The sequence below is a fragment of the Arthrobacter sp. P1_B9 genome (genome assembly GCF_056406495.1).
Genome location: NZ_JBFUAA010000012.1, coordinates 97,319 through 122,603, shown reverse-complemented (window position 1 = coordinate 122,603; position 25,285 = coordinate 97,319). Strand labels below are relative to the sequence as shown.

Here is a 25,285-nt window from a genome sequence, read left to right as displayed (position 1 = left end):
CCCTCAAGGAGACCGACACAATCACCGTCAACTACGTCGGCGTCGCCCTCGCCACCGGCAAGGTCTTCGACTCCAGCTTCGAGAGTGGCAAGAAGGCCACCTTCCCGCTGACCGGCGTCATCAAGGGCTGGACCCAGGGCCTGACCGGCAAGACGGTCGGCTCCCGCGTCCTCCTGGTCGTCCCGAAGGACCTCGCCTACGGAGATCAGGGCCAGGGCGACGCGAAGGGCGACCTCGTCTTCGTCGTCGATATCCTCGGCGTCAAGTAATCCACCGCTACAACTGCCACCACTACACGTCACCTCAAAGGAGTAACCATGTCATTTGGACAGCGCAACCTCGACCGCGAGAAGCCGGAAATTGACTTCCCCGTAGGAGACGTCCCCACCGAACTGGTCATCACCGACCTGATCGAAGGGGACGGCGCCGAGGCCAAAGCCGGCGACACCGTATCCACCCACTACGTGGGCGTCGCCTGGTCCACCGGTGAAGAATTTGACGCCTCCTGGGGCCGCGGCGCGCCGCTGGACTTCAGGGTCGGCGTCGGCCAGGTCATCCAGGGCTGGGACCAGGGCCTGCTGGGCATGAAGGTCGGTGGCCGCCGCCGGCTCGAGATCCCGTCCGAGCTTGCCTACGGTTCCCGTGGCGCCGGCGGGGCGATCGGCCCCAACGAGGCCCTGATCTTCGTCGTGGACCTCGTCGCCGTCCGCTAGTCCCCACCCGCCCCCCGGGGAACGAAGCGCGGTAACAATCGGAAAAGTTCTTCCGGCTGTTGCCGCGCTTTCGTCATTTTCCGCGACCGGCTTTAGTACCCTTGCGGGGTGTCCGCCTCACGTACAGAACGCCTCCTGAACCTGCTCATCGCCCTGCTCAACACCAAGTACGGCCTGCGCCGCAGCGAGCTGCGCGAAAAGGTCTACCACGACACCACGAGCAGTGACGTCGCCTTCGGCCGCATGTTCGAACGCGACAAGGGCGAGCTGCGCCAGTTTGGCTTCGACGTCGAGGCCGTGACGGACACGGGCTGGGGCTCCGACGACCCGGCAACCACCCGCTACCGGATCGGCAAGGAATCGAACCGGCTGCCCGACGTCACCCTCACCCCCGAAGAGTGCACGGTCCTGATCCTCGCGGCCCAGCTCTGGGAGCACGCCGCCCTCGGCTCCGCCGCCGTCGACGCGGTCCGGAAGCTGCAGGCCGCCGGCGGCCTGGTCGACGCCGAACTCCCCACCGGCGTCCAGCCGCGCATCCGCCCCGCCGGCCAGGCCTTCGAGGACCTGGTCGCCGCGATACACGCCCAGCACCCGGTCCGGTTCAGCTACCTCGCCGGCAGCACCGGCCAGGACCAGGAACGCCTGGTGGAGCCCTGGGGCCTGGGCAGCCGCTTCGGCCAGTGGTACCTCGTGGGCCACGACCGGGGCCGGGGGGACAAACGGTTCTTCCGCCTGTCCCGCCTGACGTCCGCAGTGACCGTCCTGGAGAAGGAGAGCTTCACGCCGCCGGCCGGGTTCAACGTCCGCGCCGAGCTGGCCGGCCTGGCCGAGCTGCCGGTGCAGAGCGCCGTGGTCGACGTCGAACACGGGCGGCTCCTGGGCCTCCGCAAACGCGCCCAGCCGCTTCCGGACGCAGCGCCGGAAGCCGCAGCGCCGGAAGCCGCAGCGCCGGAAGCCCGAACACCGGGGCATTCGGCCGGGACGGACCGCCTCGCGGTGCCCTTTCGCGATGCCGAGACTCTGGGCGAGGAGCTGGCCTCCTACGGTCCCCGCGTCACCGTGATTTCACCTCCCGAACTCGCCGGCGCCGTCCACCGCCGCCTCACGGCAGCCGCCGAGTTCGCCGACAGGCCCCTGCCGGATGTGGCCTTCCCGGCGGCGGGCCGCGCCGGCCGTACCCGGAAACGAACCTCGGAGGACCAGCTCAAGCGGATGCTGCAACTCGTCCCGTTCCTTGTCCACAACCAGGGACTGCACATCAGCGAGGTCGCCGCCAGGTTTGGCATCACCCGCAAGGCACTCGAGGACGACCTGCGGATCCTGATCTGCTCGGGCCTGCCGGAGGGGTACCCCGACGATCTGCTGGACATCCAGTGGGACGATGACCACGTATTCATCACCCAGGCCCTGGACCTGACCCGCCCCGTACGGTTCACCGTGGACGAGGCCTGTGCGCTCCTGACCGGCCTGGAGACCCTCAACAGCCTGCCCGAACTGGCCGAAGGCGGCGCCCTGGAATCGGTGACGCTGAAACTCATGGCCGCGGCGGGGGAGGAAGGCGTCAAGGCGGCGGCGCTCTCCGGCCCCGAGGTGGCCCCCGGCAATTCCGCCGTCCTCGACACCGCCCGCGCCGCCCTCGAATCCGGCGCGCAGCTGCACCTGAAGTACTTCTCGGCGCAGCGCGACGCCGTGTCCGAACGCGACGTGGACCCCCTGCGGCTCTATTCGCTGGACAACACGTGGTACCTCGAGGCGTACTGCCACTCCGCCCAGGGCCTCCGCAACTTCCGGCTGGACAGGATCGAAGCCCTTGAGCCCAACGGCCGGCGGGCGGCCGCGACGGCAAAGCCGGCGGACAGCTTTCCGGTGAAACTGTTCACCCCGAACGACGACGACACGGTGGTCGTGGTGGAACTCGCGCCCCGCGGCACCGGCCTCGCTGACGACTATTACGCCGAGCGGACCGCGGCCCTGCCTGGCGGCGGAATGCTCGCCGAAATCCGGTTTGGCAGCACGGACTGGCTGCCGATGTTCGTGGCCCAGCACGGCGGGATGGTCCGGATCCTGCAGCCAGAGGCCCTCGCGGCCGCGTCGCGGGAGTGGCTCGCCGCGGCCCTGACGCAATACGAAGCCTTCCCGGATCGCCCGATAGACTGATCAGCATGCCTTGGTGGTCCTGGATCGTTATTTGGATAGCGCTTGTCGCGTTGTCGCTGTTGTTCTTCGGCGTGCTCGGCTTCCGGCTGTTCCGGCAGGCCACGACGACGCTCACCGAATTGGGTGAAGCCGCGGACCGCTTTTCCACCCTGCCTTCACCAGCGGGCACCGGCACCGTTTCAGCGGCCGGTTCGACAGCGGCCGGCGTTGGTGACCCGGTCAGCGCGGACGAGTCCCTTCGGCCGGCGCCCGGCGACGCCATTTTTGCCTCGCCCGCGCGGATGCGACATGATTACCACGCATCCAAGCTCGCCCGGCAAAACGCCCGCCGGCTGCGCCGCATCCAACGCAAGAAGGACCGCGGGCAACCCCAGGCACTGCGCGACATCGAAACGCGTTAGACATAGGATGTATTCAAACGAAAGGACCTCTCCCCATGAGGCTTGAAGGCTGGCATCTCATCATCATCATCGTTCTGGCACTGGTGCTGTTCGCTGCGCCGAAGCTGCCGGGCATGGCCCGCAGCCTGGGCCAGTCGATGCGCATTTTCAAGTCGGAAGTCCGGGAAATGAAGAAGGACGGCACCACCGATGCCAAGGATGGCTCCGAGCCGGTTGAAGGACGGGTCATCAACCACCCGCAGGCCGGCGCACCGGAAAGCCGCACGGGCGACGGAACCGACGTTCCGCCGTCGACCCGCGCCTAAGACCGCATGGCAGTAACCATGAGCCGTCGATCGAACCCCGAGGGGAGGATGGCGCTCCTCGACCACCTCAAAGAGCTGCGCAACCGGCTCTTCAAGGCGGCAATCGCCGTCGTCCTTGGGACGGTAGTGGGTTTCCTTGTCTACCAGCCAATGCTGGCGGCGCTGATCAAGCCGATCCGCGACCTGAATGAACACGAAGGCCGCCAGGCGACCCTGAATTTCGACGGCGTCGCGAGCTCGTTCGACCTCATGATTCAGGTCTCCGTGTTCCTGGGCCTGATTATCGCCAGCCCCGTCTGGCTCTACCAGCTCTGGGCCTTCATCGTGCCGGGGCTGCACAAGAAGGAACGCCGCCTGGCCCTGTCCTTCGTGGCGGCGGCCGTGCCGCTCTTCGTCGGCGGCGTCCTGCTGGCCTGGCTCGTGCTGCCCAACGCGGTCCGTGTCCTGACCGACTTCACGCCGTCGGGCGGCTCCAACTTCATCAGCGCCCAGGTGTACCTGTCCTTCGTGCTGCGGCTGCTGCTCGCCTTCGGCATCGCCTTCCTCCTCCCGGTGGTTCTGTTCGGGCTGAACCTGGCCGGGCTCATCAAGGGCCAGCAGCTGCTCAAGAGCTGGCGGATCACAGTCTTCCTGGTCTGCCTGTTCGCCGCGATGGCCGCTCCCGGCGCCGACGCCATGAGCATGTTCTACCTGGCCGGCCCCATGCTGGCGCTGTTCTTCGCCGCGATCGGGCTGTGCCTGCTCAACGACCGCCGGCGCGAGCGGCGCGCCGTCAAACGCGACGCCGAGACCGAAGCCACCGCCGACCACGCCACCCCCAGCTCCGAGCTGGAGAATCTCTAGCCTTTCGCGCACTAGGCTGGAAACATGTCCTCACACCCCGGGCCGGAATCACCGTCCGAACGTTACCGCGCCAGCGTCGAGCGGGCTGCTGAAGCCAAGACCTATCTGGGCGGGTTCATCCGCTCGCTCGAATTTGAACTCGATGACTTCCAGCGCGAAGCATGCCTGTCCCTGCAGGCCGGCCGTGGCGTGCTGGTGGCAGCCCCCACCGGCGCCGGGAAGACGATTGTGGGGGAGTTCGCCATCTATCTGGCCCTCCAGCGTGGGCTCAAGGCGTTTTACACCACCCCCATCAAAGCCCTGAGCAACCAGAAGTACTCTGAACTGGCCGCCAAGTACGGCGCCGCCCAGGTGGGCCTGCTCACCGGAGATACCAGCATCAACGGCGACGCCCCGGTGGTGGTGATGACCACCGAAGTGCTCCGCAACATGCTCTACGCGGATTCGGACACCCTGGATGATCTCGGCTTCGTGGTCATGGACGAAGTCCACTACCTCGCCGACCGCTTCCGCGGCGCTGTGTGGGAGGAAGTCATTATCCATCTGCCCAGCGAGGTCCAGGTGGCGTCACTGAGTGCCACGGTCTCCAACGCCGAGGAGTTCGGTGCGTGGCTCGACACCGTCCGCGGGCAGACCGATGTGATCGTCTCCGAGCACCGCCCGGTGCCGCTGTGGCAGCACGTCATGGTGGGCCGGAAGATCGTGGACCTGTTTGCCGGTGACACGAGCTTTGACGAGATCGCCCTGCCTGGTGGGGCAACTGCCAGTGGGACAAGTGCCAGGGGGGCAACTGCCAGTGAGACAACTGCCAGTGAGGCGTCCGCCGACGCCGTAGCCGAGGCTGTTGTCGGGGGCCCGGCGGCCGCCGTCACCTCGGAAGCGCCCGGGCGGGCCGGCTTCGAGGTCAACCCGGAACTGCTGTCCATGGCCCGGGCCGAGAGCCAGATGAATTTCCGTGGCCGCTTCGGCCACGGCGGCCGGAACCAGCGCCGGCAGCAACGCAGCCAGCGGGACGAACCGCAGGGCGCACAGCGCAGCCCGGTGCGGAAGGCCAGCCGGCCGCAGGTCATCGCCAGCCTGGACCGGCAGGACCTCCTGCCTGCCATCACCTTCATCTTCTCGCGCGCCGGCTGCGATGCCGCCGTGGCCCAGTGTGTCGCGGCCGGACTCTGGCTGACCAGCGAAGCCGAACAGCAGATCATCGCCCGGCGCGTCGACGAGGCGGCCCAGGACATCCCCTCGGATGACCTCGATGTGCTCGGCTTCTGGAGCTGGCGGGACGGCCTGCTCCGCGGGCTCGCCGCGCACCACGCCGGCATGCTGCCGACCTTCAAGGAGGTTGTGGAGAAGCTGTTCGTCGACGGGCTGGTCAAGGCCGTCTTCGCCACCGAAACACTGGCCCTGGGCGTGAATATGCCGGCCCGCTGCGTCGTGCTCGAAAAGCTGGACAAGTTCAATGGCGAGGCCCATGTCAACATCACGGCGGGGGAGTACACCCAGCTGACGGGCCGCGCCGGCCGCCGCGGCATCGACGTCGAGGGCCACGCCGTCGTGCTGTGGCAGCCCGGAACGGATCCGGCCGCCGTCGCCGGCCTGGCCTCACGGCGGACCTACCCGCTGAACTCCAGCTTCCGGCCCACGTACAACATGTCGATCAACCTTTTGGCGCAGTTCGGCCGGCCGCGCGCCCGGGAGATCCTCGAATCATCCTTTGCCCAGTTCCAGGCGGACCGTTCCGTGGTGGGACTGGCCCGGCAGGTCAGGAGCCGGGAAGAATCCATTGCCGGGTTCAGCAAGGCCATGACCTGCCACCTGGGCGACTTCACCGAATACGCGCGGTTGCGGCGGGCCCTGGGCGATGCCGAAACCATGGCTTCCCGGAGCACGTCCCGGGCCAGGAAGTCCTTGACCGAGGACTCCCTGAGCAGGCTGCTTCCGGGCGACGTGGTGGATGTTCCGGCCGGGAAGTCGCCCGGGCTCGCGGTGGTGCTCAGCTCCGACCACGAATCCCGCGAGCCCCGCCCCGCCGTCATGACGCTGGACAACCAGCTCCGCCGGATTGGCCTGCACGACGTCGAGGGTCCGTTGTCGCCGATCACGCGGATCAGGATTCCCAAGACCTTCAACGCCAAGGTTCCCAAATCCCGCCGCGACTTGGCCTCCTCGGTGCGCAACGCCATCCGCGAGCACCGGCCGCCGGCGCCGCCGCGCCGCGACGACGACTTCGGCCGGGCCTCCGCTGCGCCCAACCAGGAGAAGCGGATCGCCGAGCTGCGCCGGGAACTGCGCGCCCACCCCTGCCACGGCTGCAGCGAACGCGAGGACCATGCCCGGTGGTCCGAACGCTGGTGGAAACTCCGCCAGGAAACGGACGGGCTCATCCGCCAGATCCAGGGCCGGACCAACACCATCGCCAAGACGTTCGACCGTGTGTGCGGCGTCCTGACGGGCTACGGCTACCTGGAAACCTCGGACACCGGCGCGCTGTCCATCAGCCCGGACGGGCAACGCCTGCGGCGGATCTACGGCGAAAAGGACCTGCTGATTTCGCAGTCGCTGCGGATGGGGGCCTTCAACGACCTCGACGCCGCCGAGATCGCCGCGCTGGCCAGTGTGCTCGTCTACCAGGCCAAGCGTGAGGACCGCGGCCTGCGGCCCAAGATGCCGAGCGTGTCCCTGGAATCCGCGGTAGACACCGTGGTCCGCGAATGGTCCGCGCTGGAGGACGTCGAGGAAGCCAACAAGCTGCCCCTCACTGGCGAGCCCGAGCTCGGCCTCGTCTGGCCGATCTTCAAATGGGCCAAGGGCCGGCACCTCCAGGACGTGCTGAGCGGCACCGACCTGGCCGCGGGCGACTTTGTCCGCTGGGTCAAACAGGTGATCGACCTCCTGGACCAGCTCGCCGACATCCCGAACCTCGACCCCCGGATTGCGCGGCTGTGCGCGGAGGCCATCAAACTCGTCAAACGCGGCGTCGTCGCCTATTCCTCCGTGGCCTAGGGCGCGGGCCGGACCGGCCCGCTCCCTGCACCACTCGCTGGGCCGCTGCCGCGGCCTCCCAGATTTTCGAACCCGTCGGCGCTCGGCCGGCCCCAGCAACAAGGAGTTCCCGCCCCATGACCGATTCGCCGGCCGCCCCAGCCCCCCGCAACGTCACGCTGTACCGCAACGGCTCGGTCTACACAGCTGCCGATCCCTTTGCGACTGCGATGCTGGTTGACGGCGACACCGTCGCCTGGGTCGGTTCCGAGCAGGCCGCCACGTCCATCGCCGATTCCTCCATGGAGGTGATCGATCTGCAGGGCGCGCTCCTGGCACCCGGCTTCGTCGACTCCCACATCCACCTGACGGAAACCGGAATCGCGCTGGAGGGCCTCCAGCTGGCCGGGGTGCGCTCCTCCGCTGAACTGCTCGACGCCGTCGCCGCCGCCTCCGCTTCCAGCGCGGACGGTCCCGTCCTGGGCCACGGCTGGGACGAGACCACCTGGGCCGATCCTGCCCTGCCCTCCCGGGACGAAATCGAACGCGCGGCCGGCGGCCGCCAGGTCTACCTGTCCCGCGTGGATGTCCACTCGGCGCTGGTATCGAACTCCCTGGCCGCATCGGCCGGACTGGACGGGCTCGACGGCGGCGGCGCCGGAAGCCAGGTCAAACGCGACGCCCACACAGCGGCCCGCCTGGCGGCCCGCCGGCTGCCGGCGGACGCCCTGCGCGCGTACCAGCAGCGCGCCCTCGCCGAGGCTGCGGCCAACGGCTACGTGGCCCTCGCCGAGATGGCCGCGCCGCATATCGGAAGCATCGAGGACCTGCGGCTCGCGGTGGCCTGGAACAGCACCTCCGGCGGTGGACCGACCGGGGTGGAAGGCGTGGCAGCGCCGGAGATCCTGCCGTACTGGGGCGAGCTCGCCGGATCCGCCGAACATGCCCAGTCCATCCTGGACGAATTGGGCCTGCCTGTACTGGGCCTGGCCGGTGACCTGAACATCGACGGCTCGATCGGCTCACGGACCGCCGCCCTGCGGGAGGATTACACTGACGCGCCCGGAGAGCGCGGCAACCTGTACCTCTCCGTGGCCGAGGCAGCCGCCCACCTCGCGGCGTGCTCCCTCCTGGGGATCCAGGCGGGTTTCCACGTGATAGGCGACGCCGGCCTGGACGCGGCCCTCGACGCCCTCGACCTCGCCGCGGCTGAGGTGGGGGAGCAGCGCGTCCGTGCCGCGGGGCACCGGTTCGAGCACGTCGAACTCGCGGATGCCGCGGCCATCAGCCGGCTGGCCCGCTATTCGGTCAGCGTCAGCGCGCAGCCGGTCTTCGACGCCCTGTGGGGGGGCGGGGACCGCCTGTACCAGCAGCGCCTCGGCTCCCGCCGGCTGGGAATGAATGCCTTTGGCAGCCTCTACGCGGCCGGTGTGCCGATCTGCTTCGGCAGCGACAGCCCAGTGACGCCGCTCCGGCCGTGGTCCAGCGTGCGAGCGTGCCTGCAGCACACCAATCCCGCCGAACAGATCTCCGCCCGCGCCGCGTTCCTCGGCCACACGCGGGCCGGCTGGCGGGCAGCCCGCTACCCCAACCCCATGGCCGGGCAACTGGTGCCGGGCGCTCCGGCCAGCTTTGCGGTCTGGGAGGTTGAGGAGCTCATGGTCCAGGTGGCCGACGGGCGCGTGCAGTCGTGGAGCACCGACCCGCGCGCCCGCACCCCGCTGCTGCCGGCGCTGGACACCGGCAGCGATCCTGCCTGCCTCCTGACGGTACGGGACGGCCAGGAACTCTATGCCAGCGGCGCCCTCCACGCCTGACCACCTGGCGCCTGATCCGTCCCGTCATCCAGCGCACGGAGCGGAAACATTTCCACCCGCGACCCCGCCCTGACCTGCACCGACAGACGAAACGGCAGGTCACGGCTCGGTTGACAGATCGGCCCGCCCCCGTAGCATTGAGGGGCAACGGAGGGTTGCGTACCGCGCAGACTCCGGCAGTCCCCGGTCCTTCCCAGGTTGCCGCACCCGCGGGAGCTTTACTTGGTCATGACCACGGGCACCCCCAGGGGGCGGGTCTACTTCGCAGCAGAAAACGGTTCCGGCGCCGCAATTCGTGGCCTGCCGGAACTGGCCCGAAGCGGGTGGACCTGCCCGGGCGGCCGCACGGCCGCCTCGCGGGCGCCCCACTGGCGCGCAACTCCCTATAATGGGAAGTTGCGCCTGAATATCCGGAACCATTGACTTTCGGCGCACCGACCGCTCCCTTCAAGGAAAGGCCTCGCTGTGCGTGTCCTCACCATCATCCCGACCTATAACGAGCTGGAATCGTTGCCCAAGACCCTCGGTCGCCTGCGCACAGCCGTGCCCGCCTCCGACGTGCTGGTTGTCGACGACAACAGCCCTGACGGCACGGGGCAGCTGGCGGACCGCATGGCCGCAGAAGACCGACAGGTCCACGTCCTGCACCGCGCCGGAAAGGCCGGCCTGGGAGCGGCGTACATCGCGGGCTTCAAGTGGGGCCTGGACGCCGGCTACGACATCCTCGTGGAGATGGACGCTGACGGCTCGCACCAGCCCGAGCAGCTGCCGCAGCTGATTGAGGCCGTGGAGCAGGGCGCGGACCTCGCCATGGGCTCCCGCTGGGTTCCCGGCGGCCGTGTGGTCAACTGGCCGCTCTACCGCCAGGCCATCAGCCGCGTCGGCAGCACGTACGCGCGGATCATGCTCGGAGTGAAGATCAAGGACGTCACCGGCGGCTTCCGCGCCTTCCGGCGGACCACCCTGGAGAAGCTGAACCTGGATGCGGTCGACTCGGTAGGCTATGGCTTCCAGGTGGATCTGGCCTGGCGCGTGGCCAAGCTCGGCCTGACCATCGTGGAACGGCCCATTACCTTCGTGGAGCGCGAGCTCGGCGCTTCGAAGATGAGCGGCAACATCGTCGTCGAAGCCATGATCAACGTCACCAAATGGGGACTCACGGCCCGCTGGAACAAGCTCCGGGGCAAGCAGGACAGCAGGCAGGACGCCTGAGGCGTGTCTCCCGGTCCGGGCATCGCCTGGGTATAGGGTCGGCCGGTATGGCGCTGCGACTTGTTCAGGTGAATTTCAAGGCTCGGGATGACTCAACGCTCGGCCGGTTTTGGGCGGAGGCACTCGGCTGGGGCGTGTCCAGCGAGGGACCCGGTGTGACCAATGTTGAACCCCCGGGTTTCGTCTGGCCGGACCCCGCCGCCGTCTGCATCGATGTCGTCACCGTCCCGGACCCCGAGACGGTGATCTACCGGACACGCCTCGATCTCGCCACCACCTCTGCGGCCCACCAGGCGGAGCTGGTCGCTCATCTCTTGGGGCTCGGTGCGACGCCCGCCGACGTCGGCCAGGGTGCTGAGCCCTGGACGGTTCTGGCCGACCCGGAGGGCAACCTGTTCCGCGTGCTGGAGCCCCGCCCGATCTACCAGGACACCGGGCCGATCGCCGCGGTGGTGGTCAGCTGTGCAGACCCGCGGGCCATGGCCGGGTTTTGGGGCGGGGCGACGGACTGGACCCTGCACGAGCTGGGCGATGATTACGCGAGGCTGCGTTCGGCCCAGGGTGTCGGGCCGTACCTTGAGTTCCTTCGCACGCCCGGCGTGCAGACCGTGTGGGGCCGTGTCCATCTCGACCTGATGCCATACCCGGGTGATGATCAAGCGGCGGAGGTTGCCCGGCTGCGGGCTCTGGGCGCCACTGACGCCGACGTCGGCCAAGGCGATGTGCCCTGGGTCTGCCTCGCCGATTCTGAGGGCAACGAGTTCTGCGTCCTCACCCCCGGCTGACGCAGAATCCCGGCTCCTGTGCGCGTCCAGACGGTGCAGCCGCAGGAGGCGCAGGGGAGGCGCAGAGCATGGACGCAGGAACAGAAAAAAGGGCCGGGCCCGCATCATTCGATGCGGGCCCGGCCCTTGCCGTAGCCGGTGCGCTGGGGGACTAGGCCGAGCGGCGTTCGCCGCGGCGTTCGCGCAGGATGGTGAGGCGATCTTCGAGGATCTGCTCAAGTTCGGGAAGCGAGCGGCGCTCCAGCAGCATGTCCCAGTGCGTGCGCACTGCCTTCTCGTTGCTGTTGACGGGGCGTTCGCCGTCCACCAGCAACGCCTCCTTGCCCGTTTTCGAAACCCAAACCGGGGGGATCTCGGCTTCCGAGGAGAATGTCACGAACACCTGCTCGCCATCCTCGCAACGGTATTCAACCCGCTGGCGCGGAGCCGGTTCGACGCCGGATTCGGTCTCCATGCTCTGTGCGCCAAGGCGCATACCCCGCAGGCTGCGATCGCTCATCTTTTCTCCCTCTATTCGGTTCGCAGGGTCAAGCCCTGCGTTGTCCGGGGACCGTCAGGCGCCGGACTTCTGGTTGCACCGCGCTGTACCGTACCTGGCCCGGTGTGGCCCGGCCAGATGACAGTCACCAGTGGACAAAACTCTTTGGAACGTCATTGGAATCAACGCTGTGCGGAGCGTTTTTGTTCCGGACGGCTGAACTGACCGGACAAATATTCAAGTATACGGGAGTGTTGCGGGCGCGGTAAAGCGAGTAGCCCCGCGGCGTGAACTGCGTATCCTGTACCCGCCCGGGCCGGCCTTAAGCTGGCTGGCCCCCGCAGCCGGGCCGAAACGGCCGGTCTGCGGGGGCCAGGACGGAACTATCCGATCCGAGAGACCCAGTGCGGGAGCAGGATCAGGGCCGGTTCCCTTGGCCGTCGGCTGCGGCGGGCGGTGAGTACGGTGCCACGTCCGGCGTTGAGGCCGTCTGCTCCTGCACCGCGCCCGCACCCAGTACGCTGCCGATCCCCTTGAGCGCCTCGCCAACCTCGCTGGGAATGATCCACAGCTTGTTCGAGGATCCCTCGGCAATCTTCGGGAGGGTCTGGAGGTACTGGTAAGCCAGCAGTTTCTGGTCCGGGTTGCCCTTGTGGATCGCGTCGAAGACCTTCTGGATGGCCTGCGCCTCGCCGTCGGCCCGCAGGATGGCCGCCTTCGCGTCGCCTTCGGCCTTCAGGATGGAGGACTGGCGCTGGCCTTCGGCGGTGAGGATCGCGGACTGCTTGGTGCCCTCGGCCGTCAGGATGGCGGCGCGGCGGTCACGTTCGGCCCGCATCTGCTTTTCCATCGAGTCCTGGATCGAGTGGGGCGGATCGATCGCCTTGAGCTCGACCCGGGAGACCCGGATGCCCCAGCGACCGGTCGCCTCGTCCAGGACGCCGCGGAGCTGGCCGTTGATCTGGTCGCGCGAGGTCAGCGCTTCCTCCAGGTTGAGGCCGCCAACCACGTTGCGCAGAGTGGTGGTGGTCAGCTGCTCCACTGCCTGGATGTAGTTGGCGATCTCGTAGGTGGCGGCCCGGGCGTCCGTGACCTGGAAATAGACCACGGTGTCGATCGAGACCACCAGGTTGTCCTCGGTGATGACCGGCTGCGGCGGGAAGGACACCACCTGCTCCCGCAGGTCGAGCAATGGCAGCAGGCGGTCCACAAACGGGATCAGCAGGGTAAGTCCGGGATTCAGGGTGCGTTGGTATTTACCCAGCCGTTCAACGACGCCGGCACGGGCCTGTGGAATGATCCGGACCGACCGGACCAGCACAATAATTACAAACACAATTAGTACCAGCAGCACAATTGCGACTGCGATATTCATACATCACCTATTCCCCAGTTGTTTTGTTTAGTCTCGCGCCGGCAGCGCCGCACCGGCCGGACAGCAGTGCCCGCCGGACAGCGCCCCTTATTGGACGGCGGATTCCGGTTGCGGGGCCACGATCGCGGTGGCCCCTTCGATGGCACTGACCACAGCCTGCTGTCCGGGCGCCAGCACTCCCGATTCGGACCGCGCACTCCAGACGTCCCCGCCAATCTTGACGAGCCCGCCGTTTTCGCTCACAGCCTCCATGACGACGGCGGATTCGCCGATGAGGCGTTCAATGTTGGTGCGCTGATCCGCCGGTCCCCGGTGGAGATGCTTGAGGGCCACCGGCCGGACGAAGCCGATCATGAGCAGGGACACGACGCAGAAGGCGATGATCTGCAGCCACGGATCGGCGCCGGCGAAGTCCGCCACAAGCCCGGCGAGGGCGCCGCCGCCGAGCATGATGAAGAACAGATCGAGTGTGATCATCTCGACCACGGCAAACAGGAGAAAGAGCGTGAGCCACAACGCCCACCAATTCTCGATCAGCCATTCAGACATCAATTCCCCCTAGAGTTCCGGGAGCTGCAGGCACAGGTCCCCAGTAACTGTGATTCCATCCTAAGCGGAAAGGCAATAGCTGGGACCGGCGGTGGGGAATTGATGGCCAAAGTGGCCAAGTCGTTATTTCGCGGGTCGATTCCCCGGCCTGGCCTTCCGCCCCCGTCCCCTCCCGGGGGTGGTTTCAGGGCGTACCTGACGGCACCCGCGAAGCGGCGGGAGCGGGAATGGTCAGCGGATGGGTTGAAAGACGCTGATCCGGAAGCGGGCCGAGACGGAGGTCCGCTCCGGAAGCGCGGCCTCGAGGGCTACCAGTGCGGCGCGGTCCAGGTGGTGGCCGGCCGGTCCCATGTAGGCCAGGTTGGCGACGTCGCGCGGGCCAAGGGTTAATGCCAGGTCCAGATCAGATGCTGCGACGGGCGCGAAGTGCTGGCCCAGGGACGCGGCGAGCCGCTCGTCTTTGGCCGGCTCGATCCCCAGCATCCCGGCCGGCCCGGCAACCTCCGCCAGGTGGCCGGGCCGCGGTGTGACCACGACAAGGCGGCCGCCGGGGCGGAGGACCCGGGCGAACTCGGGCGCGTTGCGCGGCGCAAAGACCACGGTGACGACGTCGACGGCGTTCTCCGCGACCGGCAACGGCTGCCAGACGTCCCCGACGACGTTCAAAGCCTCGGGGTTCAGCCTGGCTGCGCGACGCAGGGCGAACTTGGAAATGTCCAGGCCGATTGCCGCGGCCGGACCACTGTTTGCGGCCCGGTCCAGCACGGCCCTGAGGTAGTGGCCGGTGCCCGTTCCGGCGTCGAGCACGAGGGGCCGGCCGGCGGGGGCCTCCCGGAGCGCCGGTGTGGCGAGCCCGGCCACGGCATCGGCCAGCGGCTGGTAATGCCCCGCGGAGAGGAAGTCGAAGCGGGCCGCCACCATTTCTGCGCTGTCGGCTTCAAAAACCGTCCCCTTGCCGACCAGGAAGTTGAAGTAGCCCTGTCTGGCCGCGTCAAAGCTGTGGCCGGCTCCGCACACCAGGGTGCGGGCGCCGCCAGTGAAGTGGAGGCCCTGGCGGCACACCGGGCACAGGAGGGGGAGATCGGCGGCGGGCATAGCTTTCATCCTATGCGCGGATCGCAGGCCCGCCGCGCGGACGGGACATTGGCTACAGGGGCGCCGGGCACCGGGAACGCCGCGGCGTGCCTCGCCGCACCGGCGCAACGTGAGGTGTTTCACAGCGGGCACGCCACGGGCTAGGCTCGCAATCGTGAAATCTGAACATCTTCCGCTGCTCAATTCCGTGTCCGCTCCTGCCGTGCACCCCGACGGTTCCCGCGCCGTGGTCTCCGTGCTCCGCCCGGACTTCGATGCCGATGCCTACGTGGGCCAGCTGTGGACCGTGCCCCTGGGCCAGGACCCGACCCACCCGGACTTCAACGACCCGGACCAGAGGCCACGCCGGCTGACCCGGGGCTTCCGTGACACAGCACCGGACTTTTCACCTGACGGCCGTGCCCTTGGGTTCCTGCGTGCGGCAGCGGACGGAAAGCCGCAGCTGTTCGTGGTGGAAGCCGCCGGCGGCGAACCCCAGCTGTTGACGGCGGCCCCACTGGGGGTCAGCTCCTTCACGTGGTCGCCTGATTCCCGCAGCATTCTCTTCAGCGCCAGGACGCCTGACGAGGGCCGGTATGGCAGCGTCGACGGCGTGAGTGCGGGCAGCGAGGACGCCCGGCTGATCACGGATTTCCAGTACCGGATGAACGGTGTTGGCTACATCGCTGACAAGCCGCTTCAGCTGTTCATCCTCGAGGTGCCGCAGCTTGACGCCGAACCGAAGGTGGCGCCGGCCGGACGCGCCCTGAAGGCCCTCGGCACCGCGGCCGATCCCGCGGAGAATGCTGCCGGGCTGCTGCCGGCCGCCAAACAACTCACCACCGCACCAGCGGACCACAACGGCGCCGGCTTCAGCGCCGACGGCGGCACCATCTTCTTCACCGCCGCCCTGCACGATGAGCGGGACACTGACCTCGTCAGTGGAATCTACGCGCTGCCTGTTGCCGGAGGGCAGCCGCAGGCTGTGGTGCCGGCCAACGCCGGACGGCAGAGCATCAGCGCCGTGCGCCAATCCGCCGATGGGCTGTGGCTCTTCTTCCTGGCCCAGGATCTGGGCGCATCCGGGCTGGACTTCGTGGCCAGGAACACCGTCCTCTATGCGATGCCTGCCGACGGCGGACACGCCACGGCGCTCAGCGATGCCGAGGCGCTGGACCTGTCCGGCGGCAGCCGGCTGGAGCTGCGCGGCGGCGCGGGCGCCCTGGTGCTGAACAATGCGCGGGGAACCGTCGAGCTGCACGAATTCGTTGCGACGGGCGGCCACACCGTCCTCCTGGAAGGCAACCGGGTGGTGACCGGCGCCGCGGAGGGTGGCGGAACGCTCGTGGTGAGTTTCAGCGATTCGACGACGGCCGGTGATGTTGCCGTGCTCGAGCGCGGGCAGGTGCGCCGCCTGACGGACTTTTCCGCCCAGCTGCGGAGCGTGGCGGGGATCAGCGAGCCGCAGGAACTGACATTGGCCTCGGCCGACGGGTACCCGGTCCATGGCTGGCTCGTGAAGCCGGCGGGCCCTGGCCCGCACCCGGTGCTGCTGAACATCCATGGCGGCCCGTTTGCCCAGTTCGGAGTGGCGTTGTTCGACGAAGCGCAGGTCTATGCAGGGGCCGGTTACGCCGTGCTCATGTGCAATCCGCGGGGTTCTGCCGGTTACGGCCAGGCACATGGCCGGTCCATCAAGGAGCGGATGGGAACCGTGGACATGCAGGACGTCCTGGCGTTCCTGGACGGGGCAGTGGGGAAGTTCGAGGATCTGGACTCCGCCAATGTCGGCATCATGGGCGGATCCTACGGCGGCTACCTGACGGCGTGGACCATCAGCCACGACCACCGTTTCCGGGCCGCCATAGTCGAGCGTGGTTTCCTGGATCCCGTGAGCTTCACCGGTTCGTCCGACATCGGCTGGTTCTTCGGTGGCGAGTACACCGGCCCGGCGGCGGAGCAAATGGAGGCCCAGAGTCCCATGGCGCGCGTGCAGCATGTACGGACGCCGTCGCTGGTGATCCACAGCGAGGAGGACCTCCGGTGTCCCGTGGAGCAGGGCCAGCGGTACTTCACCGCCCTCAAGCAACAGGGGGTCGAGACCGGATTCCTGGTCTTCCCCGGCGAGAACCATGAGCTGTCCCGCTCCGGCACCCCGCACCACCGGAAGCAGCGGTTCGATGAAATCCTGAAGTGGTGGGCCCGCTACCTGCCGTCCGCATCGAATCCGGCGCCGCAGCCCTAGCCCTGGCCCGCAGGCTTAGTCCGCGGCCGGGTCCGGCAGGAACCCGAGTTCCTGCCGGGCGCGGCTGATGTCCGGCTGGGCCCAGCGGGCGGCGTATTCGGCATTGTTGCTGATGGAGCGCAGCTCGGCCCGGTCCAGGAAGAGGATCCCGTGGAGGTGGTCGGTTTCATGCTGGACAATCCGGGCCTGCCAGCCGGAGAAAGTCTGCTGGAGTTTCGTGCCGTCCGGCGCCGTGAAATCGAGCTGGACTGATTCCGGCCGCACGACCGCCGCCTGCAGGCCGCCAATGGAGAGGCAGCCTTCGTAGAACGCCGCGGACTTCGCGCCCAGGGGACGATAGCCCGGGTTCAGCATGGCAAAGAACGGCAGCGCCTCCCGCCCGCGGACGGCAGCGACGTCGGGATCGACGTCGAACTGGTCCTCCAGGACAGCGATCTGCAGCGGAATCCCCAGCTGTGGGGCCGCCAGGCCCACGCCTGGGGCCTTGTGCATCACGCTGCGCATGAGGTCGATGAGGTGACCGAGCTCGGCATCAGTCAACTGGCCATCGTACGGCGCCGCCACGTGCCGGAGCACCGGGTGTCCGGCCTGGACAATCGGCGGGAGGATGCCGGCGCTCAGGATTTCCTGGACGGTCTCGCTTATCCGGGCGGCGCTGTAGTCGGTGGGCCTGGCGTCGAAGGGCATGCCCCCACACTACTGGCGCCCGCACGCCTTTGTAACAAAGTCGTAGATGCGGGCGCGAAGTTGGCTGCCGGCGTCGATCTTCAGGATTCCCTCGCGGCCCGCCACCCTGACCTGCAGGGGCAGGAGGGTGCCCACCTTGTCTTCGGCCACTGCATGGGGATCGCAGCGGGAGGGCCTGATGCCGAGGCGCACTTGGGCCGGGGTCCCGCCGGCGCGGACCGTCACCGACCGGGGCCACGGGGCTTGTGAGGCCTCCGCCAGCAGCGTGGTTTCCTCGATCCGGTCTATCACCAGTTCACCGGCACCGGCGGCGCGCGGTTGCAGCAGCAGACGCACCACGGCGGTCCGACCGTCCGCGGCGACCTCAAGCTCGGGATCCAGCGCGATCGTGGCGACGGCCGAGGCTTCCCGGGCCAGGCACAGCTCCGAATTGTTCCGCGCCAGGACGCCGAACGGGTCTGGTGCCGGGGCCATGGCCGGGACCGGCACGGCACCTTCCGGCGTGGCCAGCCGCAGGGATACACGGGCGTCGCCCGCAGCCCCGGAGGTGGCTCCCGGCCCGGCCGGGCTGCCGCAATCCGGGGCGGGCAGCGGCGCCGGCAGGCTCTTGGGCTGTCCGGGCGGAAGCTCGATCCCGCCGGTGCGGGCGGACCAGATGATCGGGGCCGCGAAGAGAGGGCTGGTCAGTTCCGCGCCGAGGACCGTCAGGGCATGGCCGGTGGTGTTCGTGAGCTGGATTTCGATGATCTGCTTGCTGTAGTTGTCGCGGAACTGGCTGATTTCCGCGGTCACGGGTCCTGCGGGGATCGGGGTCGCCGACGCCGTCGCGCTTGCCGGGGAGGCGGTGCCGCCGGCCGTTCCGGAGCTGCATGACGCCGCCGCGCCGAGCAGCACCGTGGCGGCCGCTGCCCGCAACGCCCAATACGATGCGGCGCCGCGCATCCCGGGAAGTCCGTCCATGCGCACAGTCTATTCCGGGGCAAACCTGTGCCAATGCGTTGCCTAGTGCATCGTAAAACGGCGGGCGATCAGGGAATTCACCGGCGGAACTGCGGCGACGCCTGCGATGCCACAGTTCCGCAGCGCCAGGAGACGGTCCGTGAGGGGCCGGCCCAGGGCCATGTTGATTTCCGCCTGGCGTGCGGCCCTCGCCGCCGCCCTCAACCGGGTCCGCTCAAAGGTCTGGAGGCGATCCGCGACATCCTGGCCGCGCACGGCCGCCGAGACGATCGGTGCCAGCGCCGCCGCGTCCAGCCAGCCGAGGTTCATGCCCTGCCCGCCGATGGGGCTCACCTCGTGGGCCGCATCCCCGATCATCACCACCCGGCCGGCCACCATCCGGGGGGCCAGGCGCGTGCGGACGCCGAAGCGGCTGAGCATGCTGTTGGTCCCGGCGTCGATGGCGAGCCCCGTCCGTTCGCGCACGCAGCCCATGAGCCACCGGGCGTCCGCGCCGGGTCCGCCGGCTGCTGGTCCACCGGGCGGGGAATCGCCGGCCGGGGAGTCGCCGGTGCCGAGCCGGACCACCCAGCGGCGGAGCTGGCCGGGCAAGGGGAACGACTCCACGATGCCGGCGCCGGAGAGGAACAGTGCCGCGTCCGGACCGAACCCGGTGCCGTCCGCGAAGTCACCCATCAGGTAACTGTCCGGGTACTCTTTCACGCGCACGTCGGCGCCCTGCAGCGCCCGCACCGTGGAACGCACGCCGTCGGCGGCAATGACCAGCGGCGCCGAATAGCGCAGGGTGCCACTCTTGGAGTCGGCTTCCACGCTGACCCGGCCGCCGTCGTCGGACAGTCCGGTGAGGCGGACGCCGCGGTGCAGGGCGCCGTCGCCGAGCTCGTTGACCCGCCGTTCCAGGTGCGCCTCAGTACGGGCCTGGGGCAGGGACAGGACGAACGGAAAGCGGTCCGAGACGCCGGCAAAAGACATCCGGGCGAGGCATTTTCCGCCGGCCAGTGCCATACCTCGGCGGATCTGGACCCCCTCGGCAATCATGGCCTCGGCAACTCCGGTTCCCGCGAGCGCGGCCAGCGCCGGCGGATGGATGCCGATGGCGCGCGACTGCGGCTCCGGTGCGCCCCGCTGTTCCAGCACCTGCACATCCACGCCGTCCTGCAGCAGCAGCGCGGCCATGAACAGCCCCACCGGACCGGCACCGATGATCAGAACCTCAGCCACTGGCGCCGGACCCTGACTGGTAGCCGCCGCCGGGAGTGCCGTGCAGCAGCAGGTTCCGGAAGGGGGCGTGGCGGGCGACGGTCCAGCCCGGGGGAGCGGCGGCGGCCAGCTCCGCGGCGGTGTAGCTTCGGCGGATCGAGGTCAGCCCGTCCTGCCGGATGTAGGAGCCGGTGAGCACCCAGGAGCCGGCAGAGAACAGCGCGTAGGCGGCGGGGCTGCGGCGGATGTCGTTGTGGACCACTGTGCCGCGGGACAACCGGGCCGACTCGGCGAGAAACGCTTCCAGCCCGTCAAGGTGGTGCAGGACATGGTTGGATACCACGAGGTCGTACCGGTGGCCCTCTTCGAGCAGCTCCGCGCTGGCCGCCTGGCGGAACGTCACGTCCGCCGTCGCGTGGCGGGCGCGGGCGAACAGGATCGCCCGCGGATCCGGGTCAATAGCGGTGACCTCGAGAGGCAGTCCGTCCCGGGCCGCCCACCGGGCCAACAGCACGGAAACGTCGCCCCCGCCGCACCCGATATCCAGCAGGGACGTGACGGAAGCAGTGGACAGCCGGGGCCTGATCCGGGACCGGTAGATGCCGCGCCAGCCGGCGACGGCACGGTTGACAAGCGCAAACTGGGCATACGTGCGCTCCAGGCGGCCGGGGTCGCAGCCCGGCAGGTCCATTTCCTCGACGGCGTCGGATGCGCGGTCCCGCAGGAGGGCCGCCCGAAGGTGTTCCGTGCCCCGCTTCGCGCTGAACGGTTTCAGCGTGGCCGCTTTCAGACCCGCACCGCTACGGACTGTGCTGGTTCCGCAGTTGGCTCCTGCCGCAAAGCTGCGGCGGGCCGCGGGGCCGCCACCCGGGTGAAGAGCGCCGTCTCGACCGTCAGGCCCGGACCGAAGGCCATGGAGCAGATCCGTTCCGCACCCGGGCCGGCCCCGGCATCGTCTGCCGCATCGTCCGCTGCCGGCAGTTCGAGGATGTGCTTGAGGACGAACAGGACGGTGGCGCTGCTCATGTTGCCGAAGTTCCGGAGGGTTTCGCGGGCCGGGACCAGCTGCTCGTCGCTGAGCTCCAGCCTGGACTGGACCTTGTCCAGAATGCTCCGGCCGCCCGGGTGGATGCCCCAGTGCTCGATCTCCCGGTAGGGGAGCCCCTTCAGCGAGCCGTCGCGGGACAGGAGCGGTTCCAGCGCGCCAATGATGTGATCATCGATGATGTGCGGGACATAGTTGCCCAGCACCATCTCGAAGCCCTCGTCACCGATGTTCCAGGCCATCGAGTCCTCCCCGACGGGCGTCAGGACGGTTTCGAAGTGGTCCAGCCGCAGCAGGGGCGTTTCCCCGGGGATGTCCCGCGCTGTGATGATGGCCGCGGCAGCGCCGTCGGCGAACAACGCCGACCCCATGATGGTGTCCGGATCATTGGAGGTCCGGACGTGAAGGGAACAGAGTTCGGCGCAGACCACCAGCACCGTCGCCTGCGGATCCGCCTCGCAAAAGGACTTCGCCGCCCGCATCGCCGGGAAGGCTGCATAGCAGCCCATAAAGCCGAGGTGGTACCGCTGGACAGCCGGATTCAGGCCGAGGGCCCGGACAATCTTGTAGTCCGGGCCGGGATTGAAGAATCCGGTGCAGGAAACCGTGATCAGGTGGGTGATGTCCCGCTCCTCGACGCCCGGGCAGGCATCGAGGGCTTTCTGGGCTGCTTCAATGAAAAGCTTGGTCGCTTCCGTGGCGAAAATGCCGTTCCGGGTCTTGGTGCTGGGGCTGAGCACCAGGCCGGTGGCGGGGTCGAAGAACTGGGGGTTTTCCGCCTTGCTGTCCGCGGTGAGTTCCTCCACCGCCGTGTGCCGCGTGTCGATGGCTGCAGAGTCAAAGCACGTGTTGACGAGCCGGGATCCGAGCCGGGTGAGGCCCGGCTGGGCGGCGAACACGGCCCTGGCCTCGGGCTGGACCAGAATGGTTGGCGGGACTGCAGTTTCCAGAGACCTCAGGTAGACCGTCATGGTTCATTCTCAGCGAGCCTGCCGCCAAAGACAATGGAACGGCCGGAGATTCAGGAACACCTCCGGGCTGGACAACTCCGGCACGACGTAGCACGATCGCACTTGTGACCAGCAAACCCGACCGGGCGCAGCGCTTGCGCGACCTCGCGCTGTTACGCCGCGTCCGCGACCGAATGGACCGGGAATACGCACAGCCGCTGGATGTCGAGGCCCTCGCCCGCGGCGCCCACATGTCCGCGGGGCACCTCAGCCGCGAGTTCCGCCTGGCGTACGGCGAGTCGCCGTACAGCTATCTCATGACACGGCGCATAGAACGCGCGATGGCCCTGCTGCGCCGCGGCGACCTGAGCGTCACCGAGGTCTGCTTTACGGTCGGCTGCTCGTCGCTGGGCACCTTCAGCACCCGCTTCACCGAACTGGTTGGCGTGCCGCCCAGCGTCTACCGGCGCGAGGCTGCCAGGGCAACCGCAGGGATGCCCTCATGCGTCGCGAAACAGGTCACCAGACCGGTCAGGAATCGAGAAGTCCCGGCCCCCGAACCGCAACTAGCATGAAGTCCATGGACATCAACATTCACGCGAGTTTCCTCCCACACAACGATCCCGACGCCGCCTTGGCCTTCTACCGGGACACCCTCGGCTTCGAGGTCCGCAACGACGTCGGCTACGGCGGGATGCGCTGGATCACGGTCGGCCCGGCCGGCCAGCCGGACACATCCATCGTCCTGGAACCGCCGGCCGCCGATCCCGGCGTCACCGACGAAGAGCGCGGCACCATCGACGAGATGATGGCCAAGGGCACCTATGCGCGCATCCTCCTGGCCACCAAGGACGTCGACGCCACCTTCGAGCGGCTGCAGGCCAGCGGCGCCGAGGTGGTCCAGGAACCGACAGAGCAGGCCTATGGGGTGCGCGACTGCGCCTTCCGCGATCCCGCGGGCAACCTGATCCGCATCCAGCAGCCGATCTAAGGTGCCCGCCGGCCACCGCCGGACCAGCCGCCAGCTGGTTAGATAGAGCCAGTCGACGACGACGGGGACGCTTGGGGCTGCCCCGCCCAACAGATGGAGACACGATGAGCATTGCCACGAGCACGGACACGCAGCCGCCCGCGCTGCATGAAGCGGACAGCCACGACCTGATCCGCGTGCAGGGCGCACGGGAGAACAACCTCAAGGACATCAGCGTCGAGATCCCGAAGCGCCGCTTGACGGTGTTCACCGGCGTGTCCGGCTCGGGCAAGAGCTCGCTGGTTTTCGCCACCATCGCCGCCGAGTCGCAGCGGATGATCAACGAGACCTATAGCGCGTTTGTGCAGGGCTTCATGCCCAACCTGGCGCGGCCCGAGGTGGACCACCTGGAGGGGCTGACGACGGCGATCATCGTTGACCAGGAGCGGATGGGCGCCAACCCCCGGTCCACCGTCGGCACCGCCACCGACGCGAACGCCATGCTCCGGATCCTCTTCAGCCGTCTGGGCATGCCCCGCATCGGGCCACCCACTGCCTTCTCCTTCAACGTCCCGACGCGCAAGGCGAGCGGGGTGATGAGTACCGAGAAAGCCGGCGGCCGGGTCGAGCGGAGCGTGGTGCGCGATGTGGTCTACCTGGGCGGCATGTGCGCACGCTGCGAGGGGATGGGCTCGGTTTCGGACTTCGACCTCACCGCGTTGTACGACGACAGCAAATCGCTCAGGGAGGGTGCCCTGACGATCCCCGGCTACAGCATGGACGGCTGGTACGGCCGGATCTTCAGCGGCGCCGGCTTCGACATGGACAAGCCGATCGCGAAGTTCACCAAGAAGGAAATGCACGACCTCCTCTACAAGGAGCCCACCAAGATCAAGGTCGAGGGCATCAATCTGACCTACGAGGGCGTGATCCCGAAGATCCAGAAGTCGATGCTCTCCAAGGACGTCGACGCCATGCAGCCGCACATCCGGGCCTTCGTGGAACGCGCCATCACGTTCCAGGCCTGCCCCGAGTGCGACGGCACCCGGCTGAGCCCGGAGGCCAGGTCCGCGAAGATCCAGGGCAAGAACATCGCGGACCTCTGCGAGATGCAGATCAGCGACCTCGCCGCATGGATCCGCGAGCTTGACGCCCCTTCCGTCGCACCCCTGCTGAAAGGCCTGCAGCACCTGCTCGACTCGTTCGCCGAAATCGGGCTGGGTTACCTCTCGCTGGACCGTCCGGCGGGCACCCTGTCCGGCGGCGAGGCCCAGCGCACCAAAATGATCCGGCACCTGGGCTCGTCCCTTACCGACATCACCTACGTCTTTGACGAGCCGACGATCGGCCTGCACCCGCATGACATCGAACGGATGAACCAGCTGCTGCTGCAGCTGCGGGACAAGGGCAACACCGTGCTCGTCGTCGAGCACAAGCCGGAGACCATCGCCATCGCCGACCACGTCATTGACCTTGGCCCCGGCGCGGGTACGGCGGGCGGCAGCGTGTGCTTCGAGGGAACCGTGGAGGGCCTGCGGGCGAGCGACACCATCACCGGGCGGCACCTCGACGACCGGGCCAGGTTGAAGGACTCCGTGCGTACCCCGTCCGGCACGCTCGAGGTGCGGGGCGCCTCGACGCACAACCTCAAGGACGTGGACGTCGACGTCCCGCTCGGCGTGCTCTGCGTCGTCACGGGTGTTGCAGGTTCGGGCAAGAGCTCGCTGATCGACGGCTCGGTGGACGGCCGGGCCGGTGTGGTGGTGATTGACCAGGGCGCCATCAAGGGTTCGCGGCGCAGCAACCCTGCGACGTACACGGGCCTCCTCGAGCCGATCCGCAAGGCGTTCGCGAAGGCCAACGGCGTGAAGCCGGCGCTGTTCAGCTCCAATTCGGAGGGTGCCTGCCCCACCTGTAACGGCGCGGGTGTCATCTTCACCGAGCTCGGTGTCATGGCCACGGTCGAATCCACCTGTGAGGACTGCGAGGGCCGGCGGTTCCAGGCAGCAGTTCTGGAGTACACGTTGGGTGGCCGGAATATTGCCGAGGTGCTGGCCATGTCGATGACCGAAGCCGCGGTGTTCTTCAGCGAAGGGGAGGCCCGCACCCCGGCGGCCCACAAGATCCTCGACCGGCTCGTCGACGTCGGGCTGGGCTACCTCACCCTGGGCCAGCCGCTCACCACGCTGTCCGGTGGCGAGCGGCAGCGCGTCAAGCTCGCCACCCAGATGGCGGAGAAGGGTGATGTCTACGTCCTCGACGAGCCCACCACCGGCCTGCATCTCGCCGACGTCCAGAACCTTTTGGGACTCCTGGACCGGCTCGTCGACTCCGGCAAATCGGTCATCGTCATCGAGCACCACCAGGCGGTCATGGCGCACGCCGACTGGATCATCGACCTTGGTCCCGGCGCCGGGCACGACGGCGGCCGGATCGTTTTCGAGGGCACGCCCGGCAGCCTTGTGGCCGCCCGCTCCACCCTCACCGGCGAGCACCTCGCGGCTTACGTCGGTTCAGTGGCTGAAAACAGCATCAAGTGA

Annotated in this window: 23 protein-coding genes; 14 read left to right on the top strand and 9 right to left on the bottom strand. The window is 68.3% G+C overall.

What is annotated here, in order from left to right:
• The 10 genes from AC1D1A_RS16395 to AC1D1A_RS16350 all read left to right on the top strand — a co-directional run.
• A partial coding sequence (locus AC1D1A_RS16395; protein ID WP_476948182.1) for an FKBP-type peptidyl-prolyl cis-trans isomerase occupies positions 1-269 on the top strand: 269 nt, incomplete at its 5' end.
• 48 nt (positions 270-317) lie between these two features.
• Positions 318-713, top strand: a complete 396-nt coding sequence (locus tag AC1D1A_RS16390) for an FKBP-type peptidyl-prolyl cis-trans isomerase (protein WP_028275583.1) — start codon at positions 318-320, stop codon at positions 711-713.
• 108 nt (positions 714-821) lie between these two features.
• Positions 822-2,870: a helix-turn-helix transcriptional regulator gene (locus tag AC1D1A_RS16385; protein ID WP_476948181.1), complete on the top strand. Its 2,049-nt coding sequence runs from the start codon at positions 822-824 to the stop codon at positions 2,868-2,870.
• A 5-nt stretch (positions 2,871-2,875) separates the two neighbouring features.
• Positions 2,876-3,271 carry a hypothetical protein gene (locus tag AC1D1A_RS16380; RefSeq protein ID WP_476858558.1) on the top strand — a complete coding sequence of 132 codons (396 nt, stop codon included), beginning with the start codon at positions 2,876-2,878 and terminating at the stop codon, positions 3,269-3,271.
• 35 nt (positions 3,272-3,306) lie between these two features.
• On the top strand, positions 3,307-3,576 hold the full coding sequence (gene tatA, locus AC1D1A_RS16375) for a Sec-independent protein translocase subunit TatA (RefSeq protein WP_018772900.1): 270 nt from the start codon (positions 3,307-3,309) through the stop codon (positions 3,574-3,576).
• Positions 3,577-3,624: 48 nt separating this feature from the next.
• Positions 3,625-4,419: a twin-arginine translocase subunit TatC gene (gene tatC, locus AC1D1A_RS16370; RefSeq protein ID WP_028275586.1), complete on the top strand. Its 795-nt coding sequence runs from the start codon at positions 3,625-3,627 to the stop codon at positions 4,417-4,419.
• A gap of 24 nt (positions 4,420-4,443) precedes the next feature.
• Complete coding sequence (locus AC1D1A_RS16365) at positions 4,444-7,419, top strand: DEAD/DEAH box helicase (RefSeq protein ID WP_476870798.1); 2,976 nt, start codon at positions 4,444-4,446, stop codon at positions 7,417-7,419.
• 116 nt (positions 7,420-7,535) lie between these two features.
• Entirely contained in the window at positions 7,536-9,215 is a 1,680-nt protein-coding gene (locus AC1D1A_RS16360; RefSeq protein ID WP_476870799.1) for an amidohydrolase, read from the top strand.
• 465 nt (positions 9,216-9,680) lie between these two features.
• Positions 9,681-10,427, top strand: a complete 747-nt coding sequence (locus AC1D1A_RS16355) for a polyprenol monophosphomannose synthase (RefSeq protein ID WP_476870800.1) — start codon at positions 9,681-9,683, stop codon at positions 10,425-10,427.
• A 47-nt stretch (positions 10,428-10,474) separates the two neighbouring features.
• On the top strand, positions 10,475-11,212 hold the full coding sequence (locus tag AC1D1A_RS16350) for a VOC family protein (protein WP_476870801.1): 738 nt from the start codon (positions 10,475-10,477) through the stop codon (positions 11,210-11,212).
• 151 nt (positions 11,213-11,363) lie between these two features.
• On the opposite strand, the gene AC1D1A_RS16345 is transcribed toward AC1D1A_RS16350, so the two are convergent.
• From AC1D1A_RS16345 to AC1D1A_RS16330, 4 genes are all read right to left on the bottom strand, one after another.
• Positions 11,364-11,711 carry an RNA polymerase-binding protein RbpA gene (locus tag AC1D1A_RS16345; RefSeq protein ID WP_026266329.1) on the bottom strand — a complete coding sequence of 116 codons (348 nt, stop codon included), beginning with the start codon at positions 11,709-11,711 and terminating at the stop codon, positions 11,364-11,366.
• A gap of 397 nt (positions 11,712-12,108) precedes the next feature.
• Positions 12,109-13,065: an SPFH domain-containing protein gene (locus tag AC1D1A_RS16340; protein WP_028276337.1), complete on the bottom strand. Its 957-nt coding sequence runs from the start codon at positions 13,063-13,065 to the stop codon at positions 12,109-12,111.
• Between the two features lie 87 nt (positions 13,066-13,152).
• Positions 13,153-13,614 carry an NfeD family protein gene (locus AC1D1A_RS16335; RefSeq protein ID WP_028276336.1) on the bottom strand — a complete coding sequence of 154 codons (462 nt, stop codon included), beginning with the start codon at positions 13,612-13,614 and terminating at the stop codon, positions 13,153-13,155.
• Positions 13,615-13,845: 231 nt separating this feature from the next.
• Entirely contained in the window at positions 13,846-14,709 is an 864-nt protein-coding gene (locus tag AC1D1A_RS16330; RefSeq protein WP_476948180.1) for a methyltransferase domain-containing protein, read from the bottom strand.
• A gap of 154 nt (positions 14,710-14,863) precedes the next feature.
• On the opposite strand from AC1D1A_RS16330, the gene AC1D1A_RS16325 reads away from it, so the two are divergent.
• A complete protein-coding gene (locus AC1D1A_RS16325; RefSeq protein WP_476948179.1) occupies positions 14,864-16,933 on the top strand; it encodes a S9 family peptidase in 2,070 nt (689 codons plus the stop codon).
• Between the two features lie 15 nt (positions 16,934-16,948).
• Here the strand turns inward: AC1D1A_RS16325 and AC1D1A_RS16320 are convergent, their stop codons facing one another.
• The 5 genes from AC1D1A_RS16320 to AC1D1A_RS16300 all read right to left on the bottom strand — a co-directional run bounded on the left by AC1D1A_RS16320 (position 16,949) and on the right by AC1D1A_RS16300 (position 21,796).
• Positions 16,949-17,620 (bottom strand): peptide deformylase, encoded by a 672-nt coding sequence (locus AC1D1A_RS16320; RefSeq protein ID WP_476948178.1) that lies wholly within the window; start codon positions 17,618-17,620, stop codon positions 16,949-16,951.
• A gap of 9 nt (positions 17,621-17,629) precedes the next feature.
• Entirely contained in the window at positions 17,630-18,580 is a 951-nt protein-coding gene (locus AC1D1A_RS16315; RefSeq protein WP_476948177.1) for a hypothetical protein, read from the bottom strand.
• A gap of 42 nt (positions 18,581-18,622) precedes the next feature.
• Positions 18,623-19,801, bottom strand: a complete 1,179-nt coding sequence (locus AC1D1A_RS16310; protein WP_476948176.1) for an FAD-dependent oxidoreductase — start codon at positions 19,799-19,801, stop codon at positions 18,623-18,625.
• Positions 19,794-20,504 carry a class I SAM-dependent methyltransferase gene (locus AC1D1A_RS16305; RefSeq protein ID WP_476948185.1) on the bottom strand — a complete coding sequence of 237 codons (711 nt, stop codon included), beginning with the start codon at positions 20,502-20,504 and terminating at the stop codon, positions 19,794-19,796. Before AC1D1A_RS16305 ends, AC1D1A_RS16310 begins: the two co-directional genes overlap by 8 nt.
• A 62-nt stretch (positions 20,505-20,566) precedes the next feature.
• A complete protein-coding gene (locus AC1D1A_RS16300; protein WP_476948175.1) occupies positions 20,567-21,796 on the bottom strand; it encodes a type III polyketide synthase in 1,230 nt (409 codons plus the stop codon).
• Positions 21,797-21,900: 104 nt separating this feature from the next.
• On the opposite strand from AC1D1A_RS16300, the gene AC1D1A_RS16295 reads away from it, so the two are divergent.
• The 3 genes from AC1D1A_RS16295 (at position 21,901) to AC1D1A_RS16285 (ending at position 25,285) form a co-directional block, all read left to right on the top strand.
• Positions 21,901-22,350, top strand: a complete 450-nt coding sequence (locus AC1D1A_RS16295; protein ID WP_223916339.1) for a helix-turn-helix transcriptional regulator — start codon at positions 21,901-21,903, stop codon at positions 22,348-22,350.
• On the top strand, positions 22,347-22,766 hold the full coding sequence (locus AC1D1A_RS16290) for a VOC family protein (RefSeq protein WP_223916337.1): 420 nt from the start codon (positions 22,347-22,349) through the stop codon (positions 22,764-22,766). Before AC1D1A_RS16295 ends, AC1D1A_RS16290 begins: the two co-directional genes overlap by 4 nt.
• Positions 22,767-22,870: 104 nt before the next feature.
• On the top strand, positions 22,871-25,285 hold the full coding sequence (locus tag AC1D1A_RS16285) for an ATP-binding cassette domain-containing protein (protein WP_476948174.1): 2,415 nt from the start codon (positions 22,871-22,873) through the stop codon (positions 25,283-25,285).

What these genes read in the sequence shown, in the direction of transcription:
- AC1D1A_RS16390 (WP_028275583.1), top strand. Translation starts at nt 318, where the DNA reads ATGTCATTTGGACAGCGCAACCTCGACCGCGAGAAGCCGGAAATTGAC.
- AC1D1A_RS16380 (WP_476858558.1), top strand. Translation starts at nt 2,876, where the DNA reads ATGCCTTGGTGGTCCTGGATCGTTATTTGGATAGCGCTTGTCGCGTTG.
- tatA (WP_018772900.1), top strand. Translation starts at nt 3,307, where the DNA reads ATGAGGCTTGAAGGCTGGCATCTCATCATCATCATCGTTCTGGCACTG.
- tatC (WP_028275586.1), top strand. Translation starts at nt 3,625, where the DNA reads ATGGCGCTCCTCGACCACCTCAAAGAGCTGCGCAACCGGCTCTTCAAG.
- AC1D1A_RS16365 (WP_476870798.1), top strand. Translation starts at nt 4,444, where the DNA reads ATGTCCTCACACCCCGGGCCGGAATCACCGTCCGAACGTTACCGCGCC.
- AC1D1A_RS16360 (WP_476870799.1), top strand. Translation starts at nt 7,536, where the DNA reads ATGACCGATTCGCCGGCCGCCCCAGCCCCCCGCAACGTCACGCTGTAC.
- AC1D1A_RS16350 (WP_476870801.1), top strand. Translation starts at nt 10,475, where the DNA reads ATGGCGCTGCGACTTGTTCAGGTGAATTTCAAGGCTCGGGATGACTCA.
- AC1D1A_RS16345 (WP_026266329.1), bottom strand. Translation starts at nt 11,711, where the DNA reads ATGAGCGATCGCAGCCTGCGGGGTATGCGCCTTGGCGCACAGAGCATG.
- AC1D1A_RS16340 (WP_028276337.1), bottom strand. Translation starts at nt 13,065, where the DNA reads ATGAATATCGCAGTCGCAATTGTGCTGCTGGTACTAATTGTGTTTGTA.
- AC1D1A_RS16335 (WP_028276336.1), bottom strand. Translation starts at nt 13,614, where the DNA reads ATGTCTGAATGGCTGATCGAGAATTGGTGGGCGTTGTGGCTCACGCTC.
- AC1D1A_RS16330 (WP_476948180.1), bottom strand. Translation starts at nt 14,709, where the DNA reads ATGCCCGCCGCCGATCTCCCCCTCCTGTGCCCGGTGTGCCGCCAGGGC.
- AC1D1A_RS16320 (WP_476948178.1), bottom strand. Translation starts at nt 17,620, where the DNA reads ATGCCCTTCGACGCCAGGCCCACCGACTACAGCGCCGCCCGGATAAGC.
- AC1D1A_RS16315 (WP_476948177.1), bottom strand. Translation starts at nt 18,580, where the DNA reads ATGGACGGACTTCCCGGGATGCGCGGCGCCGCATCGTATTGGGCGTTG.
- AC1D1A_RS16300 (WP_476948175.1), bottom strand. Translation starts at nt 21,796, where the DNA reads ATGACGGTCTACCTGAGGTCTCTGGAAACTGCAGTCCCGCCAACCATT.
- AC1D1A_RS16290 (WP_223916337.1), top strand. Translation starts at nt 22,347, where the DNA reads ATGAAGTCCATGGACATCAACATTCACGCGAGTTTCCTCCCACACAAC.
- AC1D1A_RS16285 (WP_476948174.1), top strand. Translation starts at nt 22,871, where the DNA reads ATGAGCATTGCCACGAGCACGGACACGCAGCCGCCCGCGCTGCATGAA.